Raw genomic sequence first — 22262 nt, forward strand, 5'->3', positions numbered from 1 at the left:
CAAGGAGAGTAATCAAATGACGTCCAAACTTCGTATCGCATTCACCGTACTCATGGTCGGCGCGCTGGCCGCATGTCATTCGGGCGTTAAGCTCGACGAAAACGCCAACAAGGGTGGGGGCTCGGCGCAGCCGAACCCGAACGACGTGGCGACGGTCAACGTCGATCCGCTGAACGATCCGAACAGCCCGCTCGCGAAGCGCAGCATCTACTTCGACTTCGACAGCTATTCGGTCAAGGACGACTACCAGCCGCTGCTGCAGCAACACGCGCAATACCTGAAGAGCCATCCGCAGCGTCACGTGCTGATCCAGGGCAACACCGACGAGCGCGGCACCAGCGAATACAACCTCGCGCTCGGCCAGAAGCGTGCTGAAGCCGTGCGTCGTTCGCTGTCGCTGATGGGCGTCGCGGATTCGCAAATGGAAGCCGTGAGCCTCGGCAAGGAAAAGCCGCTGGCAACCGGTCATGACGAAGCGTCGTGGGCACAGAACCGCCGCGCTGACCTCGTGTATCAACAGTAAGTCGACAGGTGATGAGCCGAATGACGCATCGTTTCTCCTGGCTGCGGTTTGCCGCAGCGGCCTGCGTCGCAGGCACGGCCCTCGCGGCCGTGCCCGCCCATGCGGGCATCTTCGACGACGATCAGGCCCGCCAGGCCATTCTCGATCTGCGTTCGAAGACCGATAGTTTGTCGAGCCAACTGTCGGCCGCGCAGCGCACGATCCTCGATCAGTCCAACCGTCTCGACCAGTTGAACCAGCAGGTCGCGACGCTGCGCGGACAGAACGAGGACATGGCTAATCAGCTCGCCACACTGCAGAAGCAGCAGAAGGACTACTACACCGATCTCGACACGCGCCTGAAGAAATTCGAGCCGCAGCAACAGACGGTGGACGGCGTCCAGGGCGAGGTGCAGCCGGGTGAAACCGATGCATTCAACTCGGCTTCACAGCAATTCCGCAGCGGCGATTTCAAGAACGCGGCGGCGTCGTTCCGCAGCTTCATCTCCAAATATCCGAACAGCCCCTATCAGCCGACCGCGCAGTACTGGCTCGGCAACGCGCTGTATGCGCTGCGCGACTACAAGGGTTCGACGGCGATCTGGCAAGGTATCGTGAAGAATTACCCGCAGCATCCGCGGGCGCCGGAAGCGCTGCTGGCGATTGCGAACAATCAGATCGAGCAAGGCCAGAAGGCGGCCGCGAAGAAGACGCTCGAGCAGATCGTCGCGCAATACAGTGGCTCGGACGTCGCACAATCGGCACAAAGCAAGCTGTCGCAGATCAAGTAGTGAGAGGTATGTATTGATCGCGTATTGATCGAGTAGTTGGCAGTAACGCGCAGTGTCCGATGTCATAGCCACGCGCGCCTCTCGCTGGAAAGCCCGGGTAGCGATGCCCGGGCTTTTCATTTACTCACGACACTCGATGGCCGTCCGGAGTTGACAGGCCATAAGTCGGCTTATATAATTTCGCTTCTCTTTTGGGTCGTTAGCTCAGCTGGTAGAGCAGCGGACTTTTAATCCGTTGGTCACAGGTTCGAATCCCGTACGGCCTACCAAAAGATTTCAAGGGTTTGCCGTCAAGGCAAGCCCTTTTTCTTTGCTCCGCAGACGGTCTATCCGGTGCCTTCACAAGCAGCCGATAGGCGCCAAAAATCTCCGCCTTGAGTCCGACAAAGATCGGGCATTCCGCAAGATCCCCACCACCCCGTCAACGCAGCACAAAACCGCACCTCAACAAATAGCCAGTGGTCCTACGGTTAAGCTGCTAATTACTCGACCCATCTACTTCGATGAGAACGGCCGATTCGATAAAACCGTATACGCGATGCACAAGCCCACTGGCGCATTGATTATGGTTGAACGTGGATCGGTCTATGAACTCGCCGGATTCCTATCTTTTTCTGCCGGCATCCAGATCACAACCGCATGTAGCGAGAATCAACTGGACTCCAGGTCAACGTCTACCCGCGTAGGTCTTAACAACCCATCGAGCCGTATTCCACCGGCCGCCATATTTCATCTCTTTAATGCCATTCGCGAGGATAGCGGGAACGGTCCTTGCGCATGCGGCCGCCGTCGGCTATAACTCCCGAAGATCACATGTTGCCGGTTGCATCCGTCGCTTAAGCATTGCCGCTGTATTGCATTACCTTGCACTACCGCAGTTCAATCCGCTGATGGCAACTTATCCAACGAGGCATATCTTGGATCTCGAAACCGTACGCACGTTTATCATGACCCGAGGCATCGACCTCGGCACCAAGGTCGTCGGCGCAATCGTCCTGTGGATCGTCGGCCGCTGGGTCATCGGTCTCATCGCGGGCCTGCTGCGCAAGGTGCTCGCACGCAACGGCCGTGTCGACCCAACACTGGCGCACTACCTCGCGTCGATTCTCGGCGCGTTGCTGAACCTGCTGCTGGTTCTCGCGATACTGCAGATCTTCGGCGTGCAGACCACGTCGTTCGCCGCGTTGCTCGCCGGTCTCGGCCTCGCGATCGGCACCGCGTGGGGCGGCCTGCTCGCGCACTTCGCGGCCGGTGTGTTCATGCAGGTGCTGCGGCCGTTCAAGGTCGGCGACTTCGTCACGGCGGCGGGCGTCACCGGCACGGTCACCGAACTGGGCCTGTTCGGCACCACGATCGTGACGCCGGACAACGTAACGACCATCGTCGGCAACAACAAGATCTTCTCCGACACGATCTCGAACTACAGCTTGCTGCCGTTCCGGCGCGTCGAGTTGACGGCGAAGATCGCGAACGGCGTCGATCCGACCGATGCGATCGCGCGTTTGAGAGCCGCCATCACGAAGATCCCGAACGTGGCCGAGAACCCCGCGCCGGATGTCGAAGTATTGAGCTTCACGCCGGAAGGGCCGTTGCTGTGCGTGCGTCCCTACACCTCCAATCAGAACTACTGGCAGGTGTACTTCGACACGAATCGCGCGATCGTGCAGACCTTCAAGGAAGCCGGCTATCCGACACCGGAAACGCCGCTCGCGCCGCGCGCGGTTACGCGCGATTGAGAGTCGCAGCCTGGTCAAACGATCAGGTGAGCAAGCCTGAATGAAGTAAGACGGCCTGCGCGCAGCACCGTGAAAAGAGGCGTCGCGAGATTCGCGACGCCTTTTCTGTTTTTATTCCCCGCGACACGCGCCGGCGCTACAACGCCACGCGTCAGCGGCTACCCGCGTTCGCGCTGTTCTTGCGCAGCATCTTCCACAGCGCGCCGAGCACGACCGGCACGACCGCCGCGCAGATACCGACGAGCACGATCACGTTCAGGTACTGACGGATAAACGGAATGTTGCCGAAGAAGTAGCCGAGCAGCGTGAGCAGCAGTACCCACAACAGCGCGCCGATCACGTTGAACAACTGGAAGCGGCTCCACGTCATCGACGACGCGCCCGCGACGAACGGCGCAAAAGTCCGCACCACCGGAATGAAACGCGCGAGCACGATGGTCTTGCCGCCGTGCTTCTCGTAGAAGTTATGAGTCTTCTGCAGTGCGGCGCGATCGAGAAAACGCTCGAGCACCGGAATGTGCGAATTGAACACGCGTGGCCCGATGGCCCGTCCGATCAGGTAGTTGGTGGTATTGCCGGCGATCGCCGCGATCAGCAGCAGGAGAATCAGCAAGCCGAGGTTCATCTGCCCGGTCGCGCAAAACGCGCCACCGATGAACAGCAGCGAATCGCCCGGTAGAAACGGCAGAACGACGAGCCCGGTTTCGCAGAAGACAATCAGGAACAGCACCGCGTAGACCCAGGCGCCGTACACCTGAATGAAGTCCCCGAGAAACTTGTCGATGTGCAGGACAAGGTTGACGAAATGTAGCAACGTATCCAAGGAACGTCCTTTTAAACCAGTATGAGCGTGGAGAAACGGCCGTCGCGCGGCCCGCGCGGGGACAAGCAAACAGCAGACAGGCAGCGGACGGGCAATAGTCCAGCCGCTGCAAATTGACCGCGACATGATACAGAAAGTGCCTCGCCGCGATTAAAAATCTGCTGTGTTGCGAGCGCCTGCGAACCTGTCTGCCGAATCGCTATAATTTCGCCATGTCAGAATTTTCCGAAACGCCTGCCGGCTCCGCCGCCGCGGCCGCGCTCCCCGACGCGGCGCCCGCGCCGCGTCCGCCCCGCGCGATCGAGCCCCTTCCCGACCAGTTGATCAGCCAGATCGCCGCCGGCGAAGTGGTCGAGCGGCCGGCCTCGGTGGTCAAGGAACTGCTCGAGAATGCGCTCGACGCGGGTGCGCAGACGTTGCGCATCCTGCTCGACGAAGGCGGCGTCAAACGCATCTCGATCACCGACGACGGCTGCGGCATCCCCGAAAATGAACTTGCGCTCGCGCTCATGCGCCACGCAACTAGCAAGATCCGCTCCCTCGCCGAACTCGAAGCGGTTGCCACGCTCGGCTTTCGTGGCGAGGCGTTGGCGTCGATTGCATCGGTTGCGCAAATGAGTATCACGAGCCGCACCGTCGAGGCGCCGCACGCCGTGCGCATCGACGCGCAGACCGGCGTGCTGAGCCCGGCCGCCGGCACGCAAGGCACGACGATAGAAGTCCGCGAGCTGTACTTCAACACGCCCGCGCGCCGCAAATTCCTGAAGAGCGAACAGACCGAACTCGGCCACTGTCTCGAACAGATTCGCCGTGTCGCGCTCGCGCGGCCGGACCTCGCGATTTCGGTGCTGCACAACGGCAAGGCGGTCGAACACTGGAACGCGAGCGAGCCGCCCGCGCGCGTCGCGAAGATTCTCGGCGATACCTTCGCGACCGCCCATCTGCCGCTCGGCGAATCCGCCGGCCCGCTTGCGATCTACGGCTGCGCCGGTCTGCCGACCGCGAGCCGCGGCCGTGCCGATCAGCAGTATTTCTTCGTCAATGGCCGCTTCGTGCGTGACAAGCTGCTCACGCACGCGGTGCGCGCCGCGTATGAAGACGTGCTGCACGGCGAGCGCTATCCGTCGTATGTGCTGTTTCTCGATCTGCCGCCCGAAGGCGTCGACGTGAACGTGCATCCGTCGAAGATCGAAGTGCGTTTCCGCGATTCGCGCTCGATCCACCAGTTCGTGTTCCATGCGGTGCAGCGCGCGCTCGCGCGGCACGCGGGCGCGTCGCCGGAAACGACGGCGGGCGGCCATGCGGCGCATCTGGAGCCGTCGGCGGGCGGCTCCGCTTCGTTTGGTTCGACGGCATTGGCCGGTGGGGGCGCAGCCGCGGGCACGAGCGACGGCAGCCGCTTCAGCTCGGGCGGCTCCTTCGGCGCAGGCGAACGCAGCGGCTTCGGCGGATTCGGCGGCTCGCAGCCGGGCAACACGTGGATGCGCCAGTCGCGCATGACGCAAGGCACGCTGCCGGTCGCGCAACCGCTCGCCGGCTACGACGCGCTGTTCGGCCGCAAGGACCCGCTCGCCGCGCCGATGGAAGGCGCATCGCTGTTCGAGGCGCGCGACTCGGCCGCCGAAACGGCATCGCCATACGACGCGACATCGCCCGCTTCGTCACCGTTCTCCGCACGCGCCACCTCCCCCGCGGTCGACGCCACCGACGACCAGCCGCTCGGCTTCGCGCTCGGCCAGGTCCACGGCATCTACGTGCTCGCGCAGAACCGGCACGGGCTCGTGATCGTCGACATGCACGCGGCGCACGAGCGCATCCTGTACGAGCAGTTCAAGAACGCGCTCGCCGATCGCGCGATCGCCGTGCAGCCGTTGCTGATCCCGCAGACGATGCAGGCCGATCCGGTCGAAATCGGCACGGTCGAGGAAGAGTGCGACACGCTCGACGCGCTCGGCTTCGACCTTGCGGTGCTGTCGCCGACCACGCTCGCGATCCGCGCGGTCCCCGCGCTGCTGAAGGACGCCGATCTGCAATCGCTCGCGCGCGCGGTGCTCTCCGACCTGCATGCGTTCGGCGGCTCGCGCGTGCTGACCGAGCGTCAGCACGAACTGCTGGGCACGCTCGCGTGCCATCACGCGGTGCGCGCGAACCGGCGCCTGACGCTCGACGAGATGAACGCGCTGCTGCGCCAGATGGAGGCGACCGAGCGCGCCGACCAGTGCAATCACGGGCGTCCGACGTGGTATCAACTGACGCTGGTCGATCTCGATCGGCTGTTCATGCGCGGGCAGTAACGTTGCAGCGTTCGACGAAACAGCTTCGACGCGCCGCGCCTGCGTGCTCATGACGTCACCCGCTCCTGCCCCGATCCCCTGCCTGCTCGGTCCGACCGCGTCCGGCAAGACCGCCGCCGCGCTCGCGCTCGCCGCGCGGCGGCCGGTCGAGATCATCAGCGTCGATTCGGCGCTCGTCTATCGCGAGATGGACATCGGCACCGCGAAGCCGACCGCCGACGAGCGCGCGGTGGCGCCGCATCACCTGATCGATATCGTCGATCCGGCCGATTCGTATTCGGCCGCGCAGTTTCGCGCGGACACGTTGCGGCTCTGCGGTGAAATCGTCGCGCGCGGACGGCTGCCGCTGCTGGTCGGCGGCACGATGCTGTACTACAAGGCGCTGACGCAAGGGCTCAACGACCTGCCCGCCGCCGACGCCGACGTGCGCGCGACGCTCGACGCCGACGCCGCCCGCGACGGCTGGCCGACACTGCATGCGCGGCTCGCCACGGTCGATCCGGACACGGCCGCGCGACTCGCGCCGAACGATTCGCAGCGCATCCAGCGGGCACTCGAAGTGTTCATGCTGACCGGCCAGCCAATGTCGACGCTGCTTGCCGCACCCGCGCGCATCGACGCCGCCGCGTCGGCCTGGCGCTTCGTGCCGATCGCGCTCGAGCCGTCCGAGCGCGGCGTGCTGCACGCGCGCATCGAGCAACGCTTCGATGCGATGCTCGCGCACGGTTTCGTCGACGAAGTGGTAAAGCTGCGCGCGCGCGGCGATCTGCTGCCCGGGATGCCGTCGATGCGCTGCGTCGGTTATCGGCAGGTGTGGGAATACCTCGACGGCGCCGTCGATTACCGGACCATGCGCGACAGGGGCATTTTCGCGACGCGGCAGTTGTGCAAGCGGCAGCTCACGTGGCTGCGGAGCATGCCGGAGCGGATGGTGGTGGATTGCTGCGATCCGCACGCGACGGCGCGGGTGGTGGAACTGATCGAAACGCTGGTGTGAAACGTTGAGCGGGAGTCGGGCGAACAGCGGGACTTTGCAGCGAGACTCGCGAAGCGAGATTCCGACCCGAAGAACCTCTGAACGACCCGGCCCGCGCGGCGCCCTTACGAACGCCACGCGAACCGTCGAACCTTAGACCACGACCGTCTGCGCTTCACCGGCCGCGCTTTCGCGCACCACGCCGATCTTCCAGACCTGCTCGCCCGCCGCGGACAACAGACCGGTCGCCGCCTCGGCATCAGCCGCGGACACGATCACCGCCATGCCGATACCGCAGTTGAACACCCGGTGCATTTCCGCATCCGCGACACCGCCGTGCTTCTGCAGCCACGAGAACAGCGGCGGCAGCGGCCACGCGCGATGATCGAGCTCGGCCGTCAGACCTTCGCGCAGCACGCGCGGAATGTTTTCGACGAGGCCGCCGCCCGTGATGTGCGCCATGCCCTTCACTTCGACCTGCTGCATCAGCGCGAGCAGCGGCTTCACGTAGATGCGCGTGGGCGCCATCAGCGCGTCGGCGAGCGGGCGGCCGTCGAAGTCCGCGTTCAGATCGGGCTGCGCGCGCTCGATGATCTTGCGCACCAGCGAAAAACCGTTCGAATGGATGCCGCTCGACGCGAGACCGAGCACCACGTCGCCCGGAACGATCTTGCTGCCGTCGATGATCTTGCTCTTTTCCACCGCGCCGACCGCGAAACCGGCCAGGTCGTATTCGCCGTCCGGGTACATGCCCGGCATTTCCGCGGTTTCGCCGCCGATCAGCGCACAGCCCGACAGTTCGCAGCCTTGCGCGATGCCCTTCACGACGGTGGCAGCCGTACCGACGTCGAGCTTGCCGCAGGCGAAGTAGTCGAGGAAGAACAGCGGCTCGGCGCCCTGCACGAGGATGTCGTTGACGCTCATCGCGACCAGATCCTGGCCGACGGTGTCGTGCCGGTTCAGATGGAATGCGAGACGCAGCTTGGTGCCGACGCCGTCGGTGCCGGACACGAGCACCGGCTCCTTGTATTTTTTCGGCACTTCGAACAGCGCGCCGAACCCGCCGATGCCGCCCAGCACGCCGTCGCGCAGGGTCTTCTTGGCAAAGGGCTTGATGGCGTCGACGAGGGCGTCGCCCGCATCGATGTCCACGCCGGCGTCGCGATACGACAAACCTTGGGCTGAATCGGTTGAATGCTGGGCGGATTTCGGTTGATTCATGGGGAAGAGCGAGAAGGTCGGTAAAATACGATTTTACCCGATGCCGGCTGCCTGGCTGGAATTAGCGCGTTCGACGACATCCGAGAAACGACTTTGCAACACGACACTACGATTCCGGCCTCCCGGCCCGCGCGCTTCCGTCCGACGCGTATGCGCGCACGCCGCCCGGCGAGCCGGGGAGCACGCTCAACCACCGACTGCTTATCGACGTTTTAGGCCCGAGACCCCGGCTGCTCCTGTCCGTTTTTTCGTCCATCCGGGCGCCGGCCTCATTTTCGGCATTAACCTACTGTGCTTCGTCAACTGACGCTCGATCTCGGCACCCCGCCGCCATCGACATTCGACAATTTCTTCGCCGGCGCGAACGCCGAGCTGGTCACGCGCCTGCGTGAGCTCGACAACGCGCTCGCCGCCGGGCCGGTCGCCGATCGCACCTTCTACATCTGGGGCGAAGCCGGCAGCGGCCGCACGCACCTGCTGCAGGCACTGGTGCACGAAGCGCCGCCGGGACATGCGCGCTTCGCCGGCCCGCAGAGCAGCCTCGCCGCATTCGGCTTCGATCCGCGCGTCGCGCTCTATGCAATCGACGATTGCGACGGATTGTCGGCCGCGCAGCAGATCGCCGTGTTCAACCTGTTCAACGAAGTGCGCGCGCATCCGACGAGCGCGCTCGTCGCCGCCGGCAACGCGCCGCCGATCGGCATGACCGTGCGCGAGGATCTGCGCACGCGCCTCGGCTGGGGTCTGGTGTTCCATCTCGCGCCGCTGCCCGACGACGCGAAGGCCGCGGTGCTGAAACGCGCGGCGCGCGAGCGCGGCATCATGCTCGCCGACGACGTGCCGGCCTATCTGCTCACGCACTTGCGCCGCGACATGCCGAGCCTGATGGCGCTGCTCGACGCGCTCGACCGCTTCTCGCTCGAACAGAAGCGCGCGGTCACGCTGCCGCTGTTGCGCACGATGCTCGCGTCGCCGGACGCCGACGAACGGCGCGGCTCCGCCGAAGCCGCCGACCCGCCGGGTTCACACGCCGCCCTTCCTGCTTCAAGTAAAATAGGCCCCCATGGCTAACCTCGCACTCTTCGATCTCGATCACACGCTCATTCCCACCGACAGCGACCACGAATGGGGCCGCTTCATGGTGAAAAAAGGCATGGTCGACGCCGAAAATTTCGCCCGTGAAAACGACCGCTTCTACGCCGATTACAAAGCAGGCAAGCTCAACATTCACGCTTATCTCGTCGCCATGCTGACGCCGCTCGCGAAATACACGCGCGCGCAGCTCGCCGACCTTCACGCGCAGTACATGCACGAGGTCATCACACCGACCATCCAGCCTGTCGCGCTCGAACTCGTGAAGCAGCACCGCGAAGCAGGCGACCTGTGCTGCGTCGTCACCGCCACCAACGAATTCATCACGCGGCCGATCGCGCAGGCGTTCGGCGTCGATACGCTGATCGCGTGCGAGGCGGAAACCGTCGACGGCGATCCGCACGGCGCCTACACCGGCCGCCCGACCGGCACGCCGAGCTACAAGGAAGGCAAGATCGTGCGCACCGAAATGTGGCTCGCCTCGCTCGGCAAGAGCTGGGCCGACTTCGAGCACAGCTATTTCTACAGCGATTCGCACAACGACATCCCGCTGCTCGAAAAAGTCACCGATCCCATCGCGACCAATCCGGACGACACGTTGCGTGCCCATGCGCAGGCAAAAGGCTGGCGCATTCTCGAACTCTTTCAACCCTCGTGATCAAGAAACTCATCCGCAAGCTATTCGGCCAGGACGCGGCGACCGCTGACGACACGCTCGCCGCCGAAACCAGGGCCGAGGCTCATGCCGACGCCACCGGCAGCACGCCCGCGCGCGGCAAGTCCGCTTCCGGCAACACCGCGCGGCCGCGCCGCAAGTCCGCCGCGGCGGCCGCGCAAGCCCCGCGCGAGCCGGACGTGCCCGTCATCATTCCGCACGACGTGCACGGCATCGACCCCACGCTGATCTCGCGCAATGCGATCCGCGTGACCGAAGGCCTGCAGCAGGCCGGCTACCGTGCGTTCATCGTCGGCGGCGCGGTGCGCGACCTGCTGCTCGGCGTGAAGCCGAAAGACTTCGACGTCGCGACCGACGCGACGCCCGAACAGGTGCAGAAGCTGTTCCGCCGCGCGCGCATCATCGGCCGGCGCTTCCAGATCGTGCACGTGCAGTTCGGCCAGGAAATCATCGAAACCTCGACGTTCCGCGCGCTGGTCGATCCGCCCGCCGCGGACGCGCCGCCGCCGAAGCGTCTGAAGCGCGACGAGCTCGACCGCCGCACCCACGCGGTCGACGCGAGCGGCCGCGTGCTGCGCGACAACGTGTGGGGCGAACAGCACGAAGACGCCACGCGCCGCGATTTCACGATCAACGCGATGTACTACGATCCGGCCACGCAAACCGTGCTGGACTATCACAACGGCATGGCCGACATGCGCGCGCGTCTGCTGCGCATGATCGGCGACCCGGCCACGCGCTATCGCGAGGACCCGGTGCGGATGCTGCGCGTCGTGCGTTTCGCCGCGAAGCTCGGCTTCGAGATCGACGACGCCACGCGCGCGCCGATCGACAAGATGGCCGACCTGATCAACAACGTGCCCGCCGCGCGTCTGTTCGACGAGATGCTGAAGCTGATGCTGTCGGGCCACGCGCTCGGGTGCCTGAAGCGGCTGCGCCAGGAGGGCCTGCATCACGGCCTGCTGCCGCTACTCGACGTCGTGCTCGAGCAGCCGATCGGCGAGCGCTTCATCTCGCTCGCGCTGTCCAGCACGGACGCCCGCGTACTCGCCAACAAGCCGGTGTCGCCGGGCTTCCTGTTCGCGACGCTGCTGTGGCACGACGTGCAGCAGCGCTGGCAGAAATTCGAGGCGGACGGCGAGTATCCGGTGCCCGCGCTGCATCGCGCGATGGACGAAGTGCTCGACATGCAGACCGAGAAACTCGCGATCCACAAGCGTTTCTCGGCCGACATGCGCGAAATCTGGGGCCTGCAACTGCGCCTCGAAAAACGCTCGGGCCGCAGCGCGCTGAAGCTGCTGGAACACCAAAGATTTAGAGCGGGGTATGATTTCCTCCTGTTGCGCTGCGCATCGGGCGAACTCGACGAGTCGGTCGGCGCGTGGTGGACGGAGTTCATCGAAGGAGACGCCGCCGCGCGCGAGACATTGCTCACGCAAGGCGGGAAGGACCGGAGCCCCAGGAAACGACGGCGGCGCGGCGGCGCCAGAAACCGCAAATCAGGTGACGGAGTGGAGGGCGGCTCGCCCGCCGAACGCACGGACAACGACGTGGGCCGTGAAGGCCCGCACGAAGACTGACGCGGCGTTCGCGGAAGCCGTCGAACGATAGTTGCAGGAAGTTATGCCATGACGGTTGCTTATCTTGGCCTCGGCGCGAATCTCGGGGACGCGCGCCAGACCCTGAAAGACGCGGTGGTGTGCCTCGCCCAACAGCACACCATCACCGTGCTCGCCAAATCGAGCCTGTATCGGACTGCTCCGATCGACGCGGGCGGCGATGACTATTTCAACTGCGTCGTGCAGCTCGAAACATCGCTCCCCGTGCGGCATCTGCTCGCGCTGTGCCACAAGATCGAGCATCAGTTCGGCCGTGAACGGCCGTTTCGCAATGCCCCGCGCACGCTCGACCTCGACATCCTGCTCTACGGCGACCAGTCGATCAACGAAGCCGATCTGATCGTGCCGCACCCGCGTCTGGTCGAACGCGCGTTCGCGCTGGTGCCGCTCGTCGAGATCGACGCCGGATTGATCATTCCCCAGCATGGCCGCGCCGCGGCGCTGCTCGACGGCGTCAGCGATCAGCGCATCGAAAAAGTGAAGTCACCCTGTCAGTGCCCGATGCTCAATGCGCTGACCGGCGGTTCCGCCGACAAGGGCCGCTGCGAATGAGTTCGCCGCCGCTTACAGTCACCGCGCCGCAGTTGCGCCCGCCGTTCGGCTATATCGCGATCGAAGGGCCGATCGGCGTCGGCAAGACCTCGCTCGCGCGACGCCTCGCGCAACGCTGGTCGATGCGGGAGCTGTTCGAGCGCCCGCAAGACAATCCGTTTCTCGAACGCTTCTATCGCGACACGGCGCGCTATGCGCTGCCGGTGCAGTTGCACTTCGCGCTGCAACGCGCGCAGCAGGCCCAGGAAGTCGTCGCCGCGCAGGCGACCGGTACGCCGCTGATCGCCGATTTCATGACACAGCGAAACGACATCTTCGCGCGTCTGACGCTGCAGGAAGACGAGTGGCAGCTATATCGCGCGCTCGCCGCACGGCTCGACGTGAGCGCGCCGTCGCCCGATTTCGTCGTCTATCTGCAGGCGAGTCCCGAGGTGCTGTTCGCGCGCATCCAGAAGCGCGCGGTGCCGATGGAGCTGCAGATTTCCGACGCCTATCTGCGCGCGCTCAGCGACGCGTACAACGAATTCTTCTACCACTACGACCGCACGCCCGTGCTGACGGTCAACGCCGAACATCTGAATCCGCTCGACTCCGACGCGGACCTTGCGCTGCTCGCCGAACGCATCGAAACGATGCGCGGGCGCAAGGAATTCTTTGTCAAAGGCACGTCGCTGTAAGCGGCGCGGCCAATTCTCGCGGCCATTTATTCTTCCCTTCTCACTGGATTGACCATGACTTATTTGCAGGAAGCGAGCCGGAGCGCGATCACCGTGCCGAAACTGCAGGCAATGCGCGACGCCGGCGAAAAGATCGCGATGCTTACCTGCTACGACGCGAGCTTCGCGGCGCTGCTGGATCGCGCGGGTGTCGACGTGCTCCTGATCGGCGATTCGCTCGGCAACGTTCTGCAAGGCCAGACGACCACGCTGCCGGTGTCGCTCGCCGACATCGCGTATCACACGGCGAGTGTTTCGCGCGCGCGGCCGTCGGCGCTGATCGTCGCGGACCTGCCGTTCGGCACGTACGGCACGCCGGAAGACGCGTTCCGCAGCTCGGTCGAACTGATGCGCGCGGGCGCGCAGATGGTGAAGCTCGAAGGCGGCGAATGGCTCGCGGATACGGTGCGCTTTCTGGTCGAACGCTCGATTCCGGTGTGCGCGCACGTCGGGCTCACGCCGCAGTCGGTGCATGCGTTCGGCGGCTTCAAGGTGCAGGGCAAGACCGAAGCGGGCGCGAGCCAGTTGCTGCGCGACTCGCTCGCGATGCAGACGGCCGGCGCGCAACTGATCGTGATGGAAGCGATTCCGACGCAGCTTGCGAGCGAGGTGACGAAGCAGTTGCGCATCCCGACGATCGGGATTGGCGCGGGGCTCGACTGCTCGGGTCAGGTGCTCGTGCTGCACGACATGCTGGGGATTTTCCCGGGCAAGCGGCCGCGTTTCGTGAAGGATTTCATGCAGGGGCAGCCGAGCATTCAGGCGGCTATCGAGGCTTATGTACGGGCGGTGAAGGACGGGGCGTTCCCGGGTCCGGAGCACACGTTCTGATTTCTTCTGATTGGGTGAGACGGCGTCCTGGCGTCTGCTTTGCGGGACTGGGGCGCCGCCTGTTTGTTTCCGCCGTGCGGGTTCTGCGCTCGGGCGTTTCGGGTACTCTAGCGAACGATTCGCGCCGGCAACGCGCCGCGCAACGCGTTGCAGATCAGCAGCGCTTCGGCATTCAGCACGTCCGCCTCCGTCAACACTTTTTCCGCCGCGTTCAGGCCCGCCGCTTCTTCTTCCAGCAATACGCTTCGCATCACGCCAGGCAGCACGCCTGACGCGAGCGGCGGCGTCCACCACTGCCCCGCGAGCTTCACAAACACATTCGATCGGCCCCCTTCGGTCAGCTCCCCCCGTTCGTTGAAGAACAGCGTATCGAATGCACCCTTCGCTTCGGCTTCGCGCCAGCCGCGGTCGTAGTCGGCGCGGCGGGTGGTCTTGTGGCGCAGCAGCGGATCAGCCGCCCGTGTGGGCGTGCTGCTCTGCCCGGAGCCGAGCAGCACGCCAACGCGCTCTTCCGGCAACGGCGTCAACACCGCGGCGGTGATCTGCGCGGCGCCGTTCATGCTCAGCGCGAGCCGCATGCGATGCGGCGTTTGCGCTGTCAGCGCCGCGCACTGCGCGGCGATGCGCTCACGGATGCGCTGTTCGTCGAATTTGAAACCGAGCGTCGCAGCGCTCGACGACAGCCGCCGCAGATGGCGCGCCAGATGCCGCACGCCGTCTTCCCGCGTCGCGTACATCGTTTCGAAGAGATCGAAGCCCGGCTCGGCTTCGGTCAGGAAACTGGCTTTCAATCGACACTCCGCGTATTCGTCGGCGGCCACGCTGTCGAGGACGATGCCCGCGCCGACGCCCATGCTGCCGCGCAGGCCGGCTGCCTCGCCCGGTTGCGCGGACGGAGTCAACGTCAGGGTACGGATTGCGACTGACAGGCAGAAATCGCCGCAACGGGAAGTGTTCTCCGTGGATACGGCGGCGTGACGGTCGTCGGCCTGAGCCGGCACGGCAGCGGCGCTCACGCGAGTAGCGCCCGCGGGCGCATCGAGCCACCCGATCGCGCCGGTATAAAGCCCGCGTGGCGTGCTTTCGAGCTCGTCGATCAACTGCATCGTGCGATGCTTCGGCGCGCCGGTGATCGAGCCGCACGGAAACAATGCGCGCAGGACCGCGGCGAACGACGTGCCGCCGGGCAACGTCGCCTCCACCGTCGACGTCATCTGCCAGACCGACGCATACGGCTCGACGGAAAACAGCGCCGGCACCTTCACCGAGCCGATCTGCGCGACGCGCGACAGATCGTTGCGCAACAGATCGACGATCATCACGTTCTCGGCGCGGTTCTTCGGGTCGTTGGCGAGGAATTCCGCGCTGCCCCGGTCGGCGGCCGGATCGGGCGCGCGCGGCGCCGTGCCCTTCATCGGCCGCGCGCGCAGCGTCGCGCCCTGCTTCTCGACGAACAGCTCCGGCGAGCACGACAGCACCCAGGCGTCGCCCGGCAACGCGATCAGCGCGCCGAACGGCACCGGCTGACGCGCGCGCAGCCGCCGGTAGAACCCGACCGGCGGCCCGAACACGTCGAAGCCGAGCCGGTACGTGTAGTTGACCTGATACGACTCGCCCGCGCGCAGCGCGGCGTGAATCGCATCGATCGCCGCGTCGAACTGCGTGCGATCGACGCTCGCGCGCACATTGGCCGTACCCGCGACCGACGGTTCGAGCGTGCCGTTATCGCGCGCCATCAGCCACGTGTCGACCTCGTCGCGCGAGAGCTTCGCGCAGCGCTCGAACAATAAAAAACGCAGCGTGGCATTGCCATGCTGCGTTTCGAAAGACCGGCGCGCATCGAGACCGACGAGCGCGTGGCCAAATTCATAGTCGGCGAGCGCGACGGCGTGCAGACCGCTGCCGGTATCCGCCGCGACGCTCTCGCACACGGCTTCGAGTTGCGCGGCATCCGTACAGACCCGCTCGTGCACGAAGTCCGTGTACAAACGGCTCGAACGGCGCGCCGCCGTTGCACCGCAGTCGTCGAGCAGCGCGAACACCGCGCCGCGCCCGTCTACCATCATGCCGACCGCCAGATCAGATCAGTCGAAGAAGCTCTTCACGCGATCGAACCAGCTCTTGCTTTGCGGGCTATGCCGCGCACCGCCTTCCACGAGGGCCTTTTCGAACTGCTTGAGCAGATCGCGCTGCGCATCAGTGAGCTTGACCGGCGTTTCGACCTGCACGTGCACGTACAGATCGCCGGCGATGCTCGAACGAAGCCCCTTGATGCCCTTGCCGCGCAGACGGAACGTCTTGCCCGACTGCGTGCCCTCGGGCACCGTGAAGCTCGCGCGGCCCGCGAGCGTCGGCACTTCGATTTCGCCGCCGAGCGCCGCGGTGGTGAACGGAATCGGCATCTGACAATGCAGATCGTCGCCGTCGCGCTCGAACACCGAGTGCTGCTTGATGTGAATCTCGACGTACAGATCGCCCGACGGACCGCCGTTGATACCCGGCTCGCCGTTGCCGGCCGAGCGGATGCGCATGCCGTCGTCGATACCGGCCGGAATCTTCACTTCGAGCGTCTTGGTTTCCTTCACCTTGCCCGCGCCGTGGCAGTGGCTGCACGGCTCGGGGATATAGGTGCCGGTGCCGTGGCATTTCGGGCAGGTCTGCTGGATGCTGAAGAAGCCCTGCGACATGCGCACCGAACCCGAGCCGCTACAGGTCGGGCAGGTTTCCGGCTTGGTGCCGGGCTTCGCGCCCGAACCGTGACAGACCTCGCACGAGACCCAGCTCGGCACGCGAATCTGCGTGTCGTAACCGTGCGCGGCCTGCTCGAGCGTGATTTCCATGCTGTAGCGCAGATCGGCGCCGCGATAGACCTGCGGGCCCGCCCGGCCGCCTCCGCGTGCACCGCCGGCCGCCTGGCCGAAGATATCGCCGAAGATGTCGCCGAACGCATCGGCGAAACCGCCGAAGCCCTGCGCGCCGGCTCCGCCCATGTTCGGATCGACGCCCGCGTGGCCGTACTGATCGTACGCGGCGCGCTTTTGCGAATCCGACAGCATTTCATAGGCTTCCTTCACCTCCTTGAAACGCTCTTCCGCATCCTTGTTGCCCGGATTGCGGTCGGGGTGGTGCTTCATCGCGAGCTTGCGATAAGCCTTCTTGATTTCGTCGTCGCTCGCGTTCTTCGCGACGCCCAGAACCTCGTAGTAATCCCGTTTCGCCATATCGGTTCAACGCCATCGCGCAATGCAACGCGACAGCTCCTTGTGAATGCTGTGGAGTCTCACGACTCGTCCGGCCGCTGTTTGCGCCGCGCTTGCCCACGGTTCAAAACAACGCCCTCCATAAAACAAATGTGCCCGGAGAGCCCAAAAGGCTCGCCAGGCGCGATAACCGCTCTTGCACTGAAGGCGCCCCGGGAAGGGGCGCCTTTCTCGTGCAGCCGGGCCGCGCACATTGCCGTGCACGGCTTTACGGTCGGATACCGACCTGGCTTTAGTCCTTCTTCACTTCCTTGAACTCGGCGTCGACCACGTCGTCGGCCTGCTGGCTCGCGCCCGCCGCTTCACCGGCACCGCCGCCGCTCGCCGCGCCCGCTGCCGCTTCGGCACCTTGCGCAGCCTGCATGTCGGCGTACATCTTCTCGCCCATCTTCTGCGAGGCCGTGGCCACCGCTTCGATCTTCGCTTCGATCGCGGCCTTGTCGCTCGAGCTGCTCTTCAGCGTGTCTTCGAGGTCCTTCAACGCGGCTTCGATCTTTTCCTTCTCGCCGGCTTCGAGCTTGTCGCCGTACTCGGTCAGCGCCTTCTTCGTGCTGTGCACGAGCGCGTCGCCCTGGTTGCGGGCGTCGGCCAGCTCACGCAGCTTGTGATCTTCTTCCGCGTTCGCTTCGGCGTCCTTCACCATCTTCTCGATTTCGGCTTCGGACAGACCCGAGTTCGCCTTGATCGTGATGCGGTTTTCCTTGCCGGTCGCTTTGTCTTTCGCGCCGACGTGCAGAATGCCGTTCGCGTCGATGTCGAAGCTCACTTCGATCTGCGGCACGCCGCGCGGTGCCGGCGGAATGCCTTCCAGGTTGAACTCGCCGAGCAGCTTGTTGCCCGCCGCCATTTCGCGTTCGCCCTGGAACACCTTGATCGTCACGGCGCTCTGGTTGTCGTCAGCCGTCGAATAGACCTGCGCGTGCTTGGTCGGGATCGTGGTGTTCTTGTTGATCATCTTCGTCATCACGCCGCCGAGCGTTTCGATGCCGAGCGACAGCGGGGTCACGTCGAGCAGCAGCACGTCCTTGCGGTCGCCCGACAGCACCTGGCCCTGAATCGCGGCACCGACGGCCACGGCTTCGTCCGGGTTCACATCGCGGCGCGGATCCTTGCCGAAGAACTCCTTCACCTTTTCCTGCACCTTCGGCATACGGGTCATGCCGCCGACCAGGATCACGTCGTCGATTTCGCCGACCTTCACGCCTGCGTCCTTGATGGCCACGCGGCACGGCTCGATCGTGCGTGCGATCAGTTCTTCAACCAGCGCTTCCAGCTTGGCGCGCGTGATCTTCAGGTTCAGGTGCTTCGGACCCGACGCGTCGGCCGTGATGTACGGCAGGTTGATTTCGGTCTGCTGGCTCGACGACAGCTCGATCTTGGCCTTTTCAGCCGATTCCTTCAGGCGCTGCAGCGCGAGCACGTCCTTCGACAGATCGACGCCCTGTTCCTTCTTGAACTCGCCGATGATGTAGTCGATGATGCGCTGGTCGAAGTCTTCGCCGCCGAGGAACGTGTCGCCGTTCGTGGACAGCACTTCGAACTGCTTTTCACCGTCGACGTCCGCGATTTCGATGATCGAGATATCGAACGTGCCGCCGCCGAGGTCGAACACGGCGATCTTGCGGTCGCCCTTTTCAGCCTTGTCCAGGCCGAATGCCAGGGCGGCCGCGGTCGGTTCGTTGATGATCCGCTTCACTTCCAGACCGGCGATGCGGCCTGCATCCTTGGTCGCCTGACGCTGGCTGTCGTTGAAGTACGCCGGCACCGTGATCACGGCTTCCGTAACGGTCTCGCCGAGGTAGTCCTCAGCGGTCTTCTTCATCTTGCGCAGCACTTCGGCGGAGATTTGCGGCGGCGCGAGTTTCTGGTCGCGCACTTCGATCCATGCGTCACCGTTGTCGGCCTTGATGATCTTGTAGGGCATCAGGCCGATGTCCTTCTGCACTTCCTTCTCTTCGAAGCGGCGGCCGATCAGGCGCTTGACCGCGAACAGCGTGTTCCTCGGGTTGGTGACCGACTGACGCTTGGCCGGCGCGCCGACCAGGATCTCGCTGTCTTCCATGTAAGCGATGATCGACGGCGTGGTGCGCGCGCCTTCCGAGTTCTCGATGACCTTGACCGAGTTACCTTCCATGATCGCCACGCACGAGTTGGTCGTGCCCAGGTCGATGCCGATGATTTTGCCCATTTTTACTAATCTCCTGACTTTGATCGCTGCGGAAAGCGCCCGGTTAGCCCATCTGGCGGCGGGACGATCCGCTCTCAATTCATACCTGCACTCAAAATAAGTGCGGCCACATCGTTTTCAAGACCTTTTTTGCGATGCGGTCTTTAATTTTTTTCAATCCAGGGGACGGACGCTCAAGCCCGCTCCATCAACCGCTGCGACACATCTAGCCTCAGGCGCGACAAGTGGCTGAATCGACTGGATCTTTTGCCGCGCGACGGCAACCGGCACGGCCAACCGCGCGAAGCCGCGCCAGCCGGAGAGGACGGCTGCCGGATGGCCCGTGATGCTTACTCCGGCGCGCTTATTTCGGCGCCGCGACGGTCACGAGCGCGGGACGCAGCACCCGATCCGCGATCACGAAACCCTTTTGCAGCACGGCGACGACGGTATTCGGCTCCTGGTCGGCCGGCACCATCGAGATGGCCTGGTGGCGATGCGGATCGAACTTTTCGCCGACCGGGTTCAGCGCGACGACGCGGCCCTTTTCGAGCGCGCCGTTCAACTGACGCAGCGTGAGTTCGACACCTTCGCGGACCTTCTGCAGATCGTCGGACGAGTGGGCGACGGCCGCCTCGAGGCTATCGACCACCGGCAGCAGATGCTCGGCGAAGTTTTCGATCGCAAACTTGTGCGCCTTGGCAACGTCTTCCTGAGCGCGACGGCGCACGTTCTCGGTTTCGGCCCTCGCGCGCAGGAAGCTTTCCTGCAATTCGGCGATCTTCGCCTGAGCTTCGGCCAGCGCCTGCTCGCCGGCTGAGCGCGCCTGTTCGGCGGCCCCACCCGCTGCCGGGTCCGGCTGGTTAGCGGCGGCCTGCGCGGCCTCGGCGGCCTGGCGCGCGGCTTCGTCGGCGGGCGTGGGATTCTGGCTCGTCGGGTTCTCTTGCGTGTTTTCCATGTCGCTGAAAGTCGTTAGAAAGTAAAAGCCAAGGTAGCGCAGTCATATGACTGCGCACCGCGATTTGTGCGTTGCAAAATCGCGACACGCGCTTTCGCGCGCAACCGCATATCAAGCCCGCAGATAGGGCCGGAAAGAACCGTTTCAAGCGGCTCCGCGGTTTTTTTCGCACCAGCGGCGTGCAGGCGAAACGCTCCGTAACAACCGTTAACGTGGCGCAACCAGATAGAGATTGAGTGCGCTCGGCAAGTGGCCTATGCTCCAATCATGCAGCGGAAAAGCCACGTTAACCCTAATCTGACGTAAGCCTTACCGAAGCTGACAGTTACACCGATTCAGCCTGTTTCAATCCTCAATCTTCCCAAGGGGAGAACCGTGAAACTGACCTTTGCAATCGGGGTGGTCGCATTGGTACTGATCGCGGGCACCACGACCATCTGCATGTCCGGAGCGGTCAACGATCGCACCACCGAATATGGCGGCGCACGCGCCACCATGGAACAGTTTTTCAATCCCCACCTGAAAATCTGTCGATAGTGCGCCGGTCGCGTTTGGTCGGCCGCCCGTGCAGCGTGGCGGCCGGTTCGCGGTACATCCTGCGCCGTTCCTGCTCGGCCTGCCGCTTCACCCTGCTCTCTTCGGTTTCGGCGTAAAGCGTCTGCGCGACGCTAGCCGGCCCGCGCACATCGCACACGCCGAGCACTTTCACCTGCCACACGACATTTTCGATCTCGATCTCGACGAGATCGCCGACGCGTACGTCCCTGGCCGGCTTGACGGCGCTGCCGCCGATGCGCACCCGCCCTTTGTCGAGCGCGTCAGCGGCGAGTGAGCGCGTCTTGAAAAAACGCGCGGCCCACAGCCATTTGTCGATGCGCAGCTTCGCGCCCGGTTCGGTGGAAATGCGGTAATTCATTGGTGTTTCAGGCTCCTGCCGTATGCGGTATCGGCGCCGCCTGCACCGGCCAGCCCTGCAGATGCTGCGCGACGATTTCGCCGAGCGCGGCAATCCACGCGTGCGACGCGTTCAGGCAAGGGATGCGGTGAAACTCCTTGCCGCCCGCGTGCAGAAACTCGTCGCGCACTTCCATGCCGATCTCCTCGATCGTTTCGAGGCAGTCGGCGGTAAAGCCAGGGCAGAACACGTCGGCGCGCCGCACGCCAGCCGCGCCGAGCTCCTTCAGCGTCGGCGCCGTATAGGGCTGCAGCCATTCGGCCTTGCCGAAGCGCGACTGGAACGTGATGCGGCATTCCACGGCCGTCAGCTCGAGCGCCTGCATCAGCAGCGCGCCGGTCTGCTGGCATTGCTCGTGGTACGGATCGCCGAGGTCGAGCGTGCGCTTGGGCACGCCGTGAAAACTGAGCACGAGCTTGTCGCCCGCCGCGAAGTCGGGCCGGCCGTGCTGATGCCAATACTGGTGGACCTGCGCGGCGAGCGCCGCGATATAGGCGGGGTGATCGGGGTATTGGCGCACCGTGCGGATTTCCGGCTGGTTGCGCATGCGCTTCAATGCCGAAAAGGCTTCGTCGAAAGCAGTGGCGGTGGTCGACGCCGAGTACTGCGGATACATCGGCATCAGCAGCACGCGCTCGGCGCCCGCGAGCTTTAGCTGGTTCAGCATCGCGGCAATGCCGGGCGTGCCGTAACGCATCGCGTAGTCGACCAGCACCGTGTAGTCGTTCAGTTGCAGCAGATGACGCAAGCCCTCCACCTGCTTTTCCGTATGGACGCGCAGCGGCGAGCCTTCGGGCATCCAGACCGCCGCATATTTCTTCGCGGAACTGCGGCCGCGAAACGGCAAAATCAGCAGACGCAGAATGATCTGCCAGAGCGGCGCCGGAATTTCGACCACCCGCGGATCGGACAGAAACTGCGCGAGATAGCGGCGCACCGCGCGCGGCGTCGGCGCGTCGGGCGTGCCGAGATTGATCAGCAACACGGCAACGCGATGCGACGTAGCGTTCTGCGAAGGCCGCTCGAGGTCGAAGCGCATAGGCAGCAGAGGTCGCCGCTTCACGCGGCAAGTCGATTCAGTGGAGATTCATTA

At 64.5% G+C, this 22262-nt stretch carries 20 protein-coding genes and 1 tRNA gene; 13 read left to right on the forward strand and 8 right to left on the reverse strand.

Annotation, left to right across the window (positions count from 1 at the left end):
• Positions 1-16 precede the first annotated feature (16 nt).
• From pal to QM685_RS11495, 4 genes are all read left to right on the forward strand, one after another.
• Positions 17-523 (forward strand): peptidoglycan-associated lipoprotein Pal, encoded by a 507-nt coding sequence (pal, locus tag QM685_RS11480; RefSeq protein WP_415115846.1) that lies wholly within the window; start codon positions 17-19, stop codon positions 521-523.
• Between the two features lie 20 nt (positions 524-543).
• Positions 544-1293: a tol-pal system protein YbgF gene (gene ybgF, locus QM685_RS11485; protein WP_415115848.1), complete on the forward strand. Its 750-nt coding sequence runs from the start codon at positions 544-546 to the stop codon at positions 1291-1293.
• A 193-nt stretch (positions 1294-1486) separates the two neighbouring features.
• Positions 1487-1562 (forward strand) — tRNA-Lys (locus QM685_RS11490).
• 648 nt (positions 1563-2210) lie between these two features.
• On the forward strand, positions 2211-3029 hold the full coding sequence (locus QM685_RS11495) for a mechanosensitive ion channel family protein (protein WP_415115850.1): 819 nt from the start codon (positions 2211-2213) through the stop codon (positions 3027-3029).
• A 151-nt stretch (positions 3030-3180) separates the two neighbouring features.
• Here QM685_RS11495 and QM685_RS11500 read toward each other — a convergent pair whose 3' ends face one another.
• The gene (locus QM685_RS11500) at positions 3181-3852 is read right to left on the reverse strand and encodes a DedA family protein (RefSeq protein WP_415115852.1); all 672 of its coding nucleotides are present in this window, start codon (positions 3850-3852) and stop codon (positions 3181-3183) included.
• Positions 3853-4064: 212 nt separating this feature from the next.
• Between QM685_RS11500 and mutL the strand changes: the two genes are divergently transcribed.
• Together mutL and miaA are read left to right on the forward strand one after the other, a co-directional pair.
• Complete coding sequence (gene mutL, locus QM685_RS11505; protein WP_415115854.1) at positions 4065-6146, forward strand: DNA mismatch repair endonuclease MutL; 2082 nt, start codon at positions 4065-4067, stop codon at positions 6144-6146.
• A gap of 49 nt (positions 6147-6195) precedes the next feature.
• Positions 6196-7143, forward strand: coding sequence for a tRNA (adenosine(37)-N6)-dimethylallyltransferase MiaA (gene miaA / locus QM685_RS11510; RefSeq protein ID WP_415115856.1), 948 nt, complete (start codon positions 6196-6198; stop codon positions 7141-7143).
• Between the two features lie 132 nt (positions 7144-7275).
• Here the strand turns inward: miaA and purM are convergent, their stop codons facing one another.
• Positions 7276-8343 (reverse strand): phosphoribosylformylglycinamidine cyclo-ligase, encoded by a 1068-nt coding sequence (purM, locus tag QM685_RS11515; RefSeq protein ID WP_415115858.1) that lies wholly within the window; start codon positions 8341-8343, stop codon positions 7276-7278.
• Between the two features lie 291 nt (positions 8344-8634).
• Here purM and hda point away from each other — a divergent pair, with 291 nt between their 5' ends.
• Genes hda through panB form a run of 6 tightly spaced genes read left to right on the forward strand, consistent with a single transcriptional unit; the run spans position 8635 to position 13829 of the window.
• A complete protein-coding gene (gene hda, locus QM685_RS11520) occupies positions 8635-9414 on the forward strand; it encodes a DnaA regulatory inactivator Hda (RefSeq protein ID WP_415115860.1) in 780 nt (259 codons plus the stop codon).
• A complete protein-coding gene (locus QM685_RS11525) occupies positions 9407-10093 on the forward strand; it encodes an HAD family hydrolase (RefSeq protein ID WP_415115862.1) in 687 nt (228 codons plus the stop codon). Before hda ends, QM685_RS11525 begins: the two co-directional genes overlap by 8 nt.
• The gene (gene pcnB / locus QM685_RS11530) at positions 10090-11691 is read left to right on the forward strand and encodes a polynucleotide adenylyltransferase PcnB (protein ID WP_415115864.1); all 1602 of its coding nucleotides are present in this window, start codon (positions 10090-10092) and stop codon (positions 11689-11691) included. Before QM685_RS11525 ends, pcnB begins: the two co-directional genes overlap by 4 nt.
• A 48-nt stretch (positions 11692-11739) precedes the next feature.
• Entirely contained in the window at positions 11740-12282 is a 543-nt protein-coding gene (gene folK, locus QM685_RS11535; RefSeq protein ID WP_415115866.1) for a 2-amino-4-hydroxy-6-hydroxymethyldihydropteridine diphosphokinase, read from the forward strand.
• Positions 12279-12959, forward strand: coding sequence for a deoxynucleoside kinase (locus QM685_RS11540; protein WP_415115868.1), 681 nt, complete (start codon positions 12279-12281; stop codon positions 12957-12959). The genes folK and QM685_RS11540 overlap by 4 nt, the downstream gene beginning before the upstream one ends.
• A gap of 54 nt (positions 12960-13013) precedes the next feature.
• Complete coding sequence (gene panB / locus QM685_RS11545) at positions 13014-13829, forward strand: 3-methyl-2-oxobutanoate hydroxymethyltransferase (protein ID WP_415115870.1); 816 nt, start codon at positions 13014-13016, stop codon at positions 13827-13829.
• Positions 13830-13936: 107 nt separating this feature from the next.
• Here the strand turns inward: panB and QM685_RS11550 are convergent, their stop codons facing one another.
• From QM685_RS11550 to grpE, 4 genes are all read right to left on the reverse strand, one after another.
• Positions 13937-15895: a chorismate-binding protein gene (locus tag QM685_RS11550; protein WP_415115872.1), complete on the reverse strand. Its 1959-nt coding sequence runs from the start codon at positions 15893-15895 to the stop codon at positions 13937-13939.
• An 18-nt stretch (positions 15896-15913) separates the two neighbouring features.
• Entirely contained in the window at positions 15914-17050 is a 1137-nt protein-coding gene (dnaJ, locus tag QM685_RS11555; protein WP_415115874.1) for a molecular chaperone DnaJ, read from the reverse strand.
• Between the two features lie 271 nt (positions 17051-17321).
• The gene (dnaK, locus tag QM685_RS11560) at positions 17322-19277 is read right to left on the reverse strand and encodes a molecular chaperone DnaK (protein ID WP_415115967.1); all 1956 of its coding nucleotides are present in this window, start codon (positions 19275-19277) and stop codon (positions 17322-17324) included.
• A gap of 343 nt (positions 19278-19620) precedes the next feature.
• Complete coding sequence (gene grpE / locus QM685_RS11565) at positions 19621-20214, reverse strand: nucleotide exchange factor GrpE (protein WP_415115876.1); 594 nt, start codon at positions 20212-20214, stop codon at positions 19621-19623.
• Positions 20215-20589: 375 nt separating this feature from the next.
• Here grpE and QM685_RS11570 point away from each other — a divergent pair, with 375 nt between their 5' ends.
• A complete protein-coding gene (locus QM685_RS11570) occupies positions 20590-20751 on the forward strand; it encodes a hypothetical protein (RefSeq protein WP_415115878.1) in 162 nt (53 codons plus the stop codon).
• On the opposite strand, the gene QM685_RS11575 is transcribed toward QM685_RS11570, so the two are convergent.
• A complete protein-coding gene (locus tag QM685_RS11575) occupies positions 20723-21130 on the reverse strand; it encodes an RNA-binding S4 domain-containing protein (RefSeq protein ID WP_415115880.1) in 408 nt (135 codons plus the stop codon). The genes QM685_RS11570 and QM685_RS11575 overlap by 29 nt on opposite strands.
• 7 nt (positions 21131-21137) lie before the next feature.
• Positions 21138-22208: a ferrochelatase gene (gene hemH, locus QM685_RS11580; RefSeq protein WP_415115969.1), complete on the reverse strand. Its 1071-nt coding sequence runs from the start codon at positions 22206-22208 to the stop codon at positions 21138-21140.
• Positions 22209-22262 lie beyond the last annotated feature (54 nt).

Origin of the sequence: Paraburkholderia sp. (assembly GCF_047605525.1) — a bacterium.
In the GTDB taxonomy this organism is placed as follows: Bacteria; Pseudomonadota; Gammaproteobacteria; order Burkholderiales; family Burkholderiaceae; genus Paraburkholderia.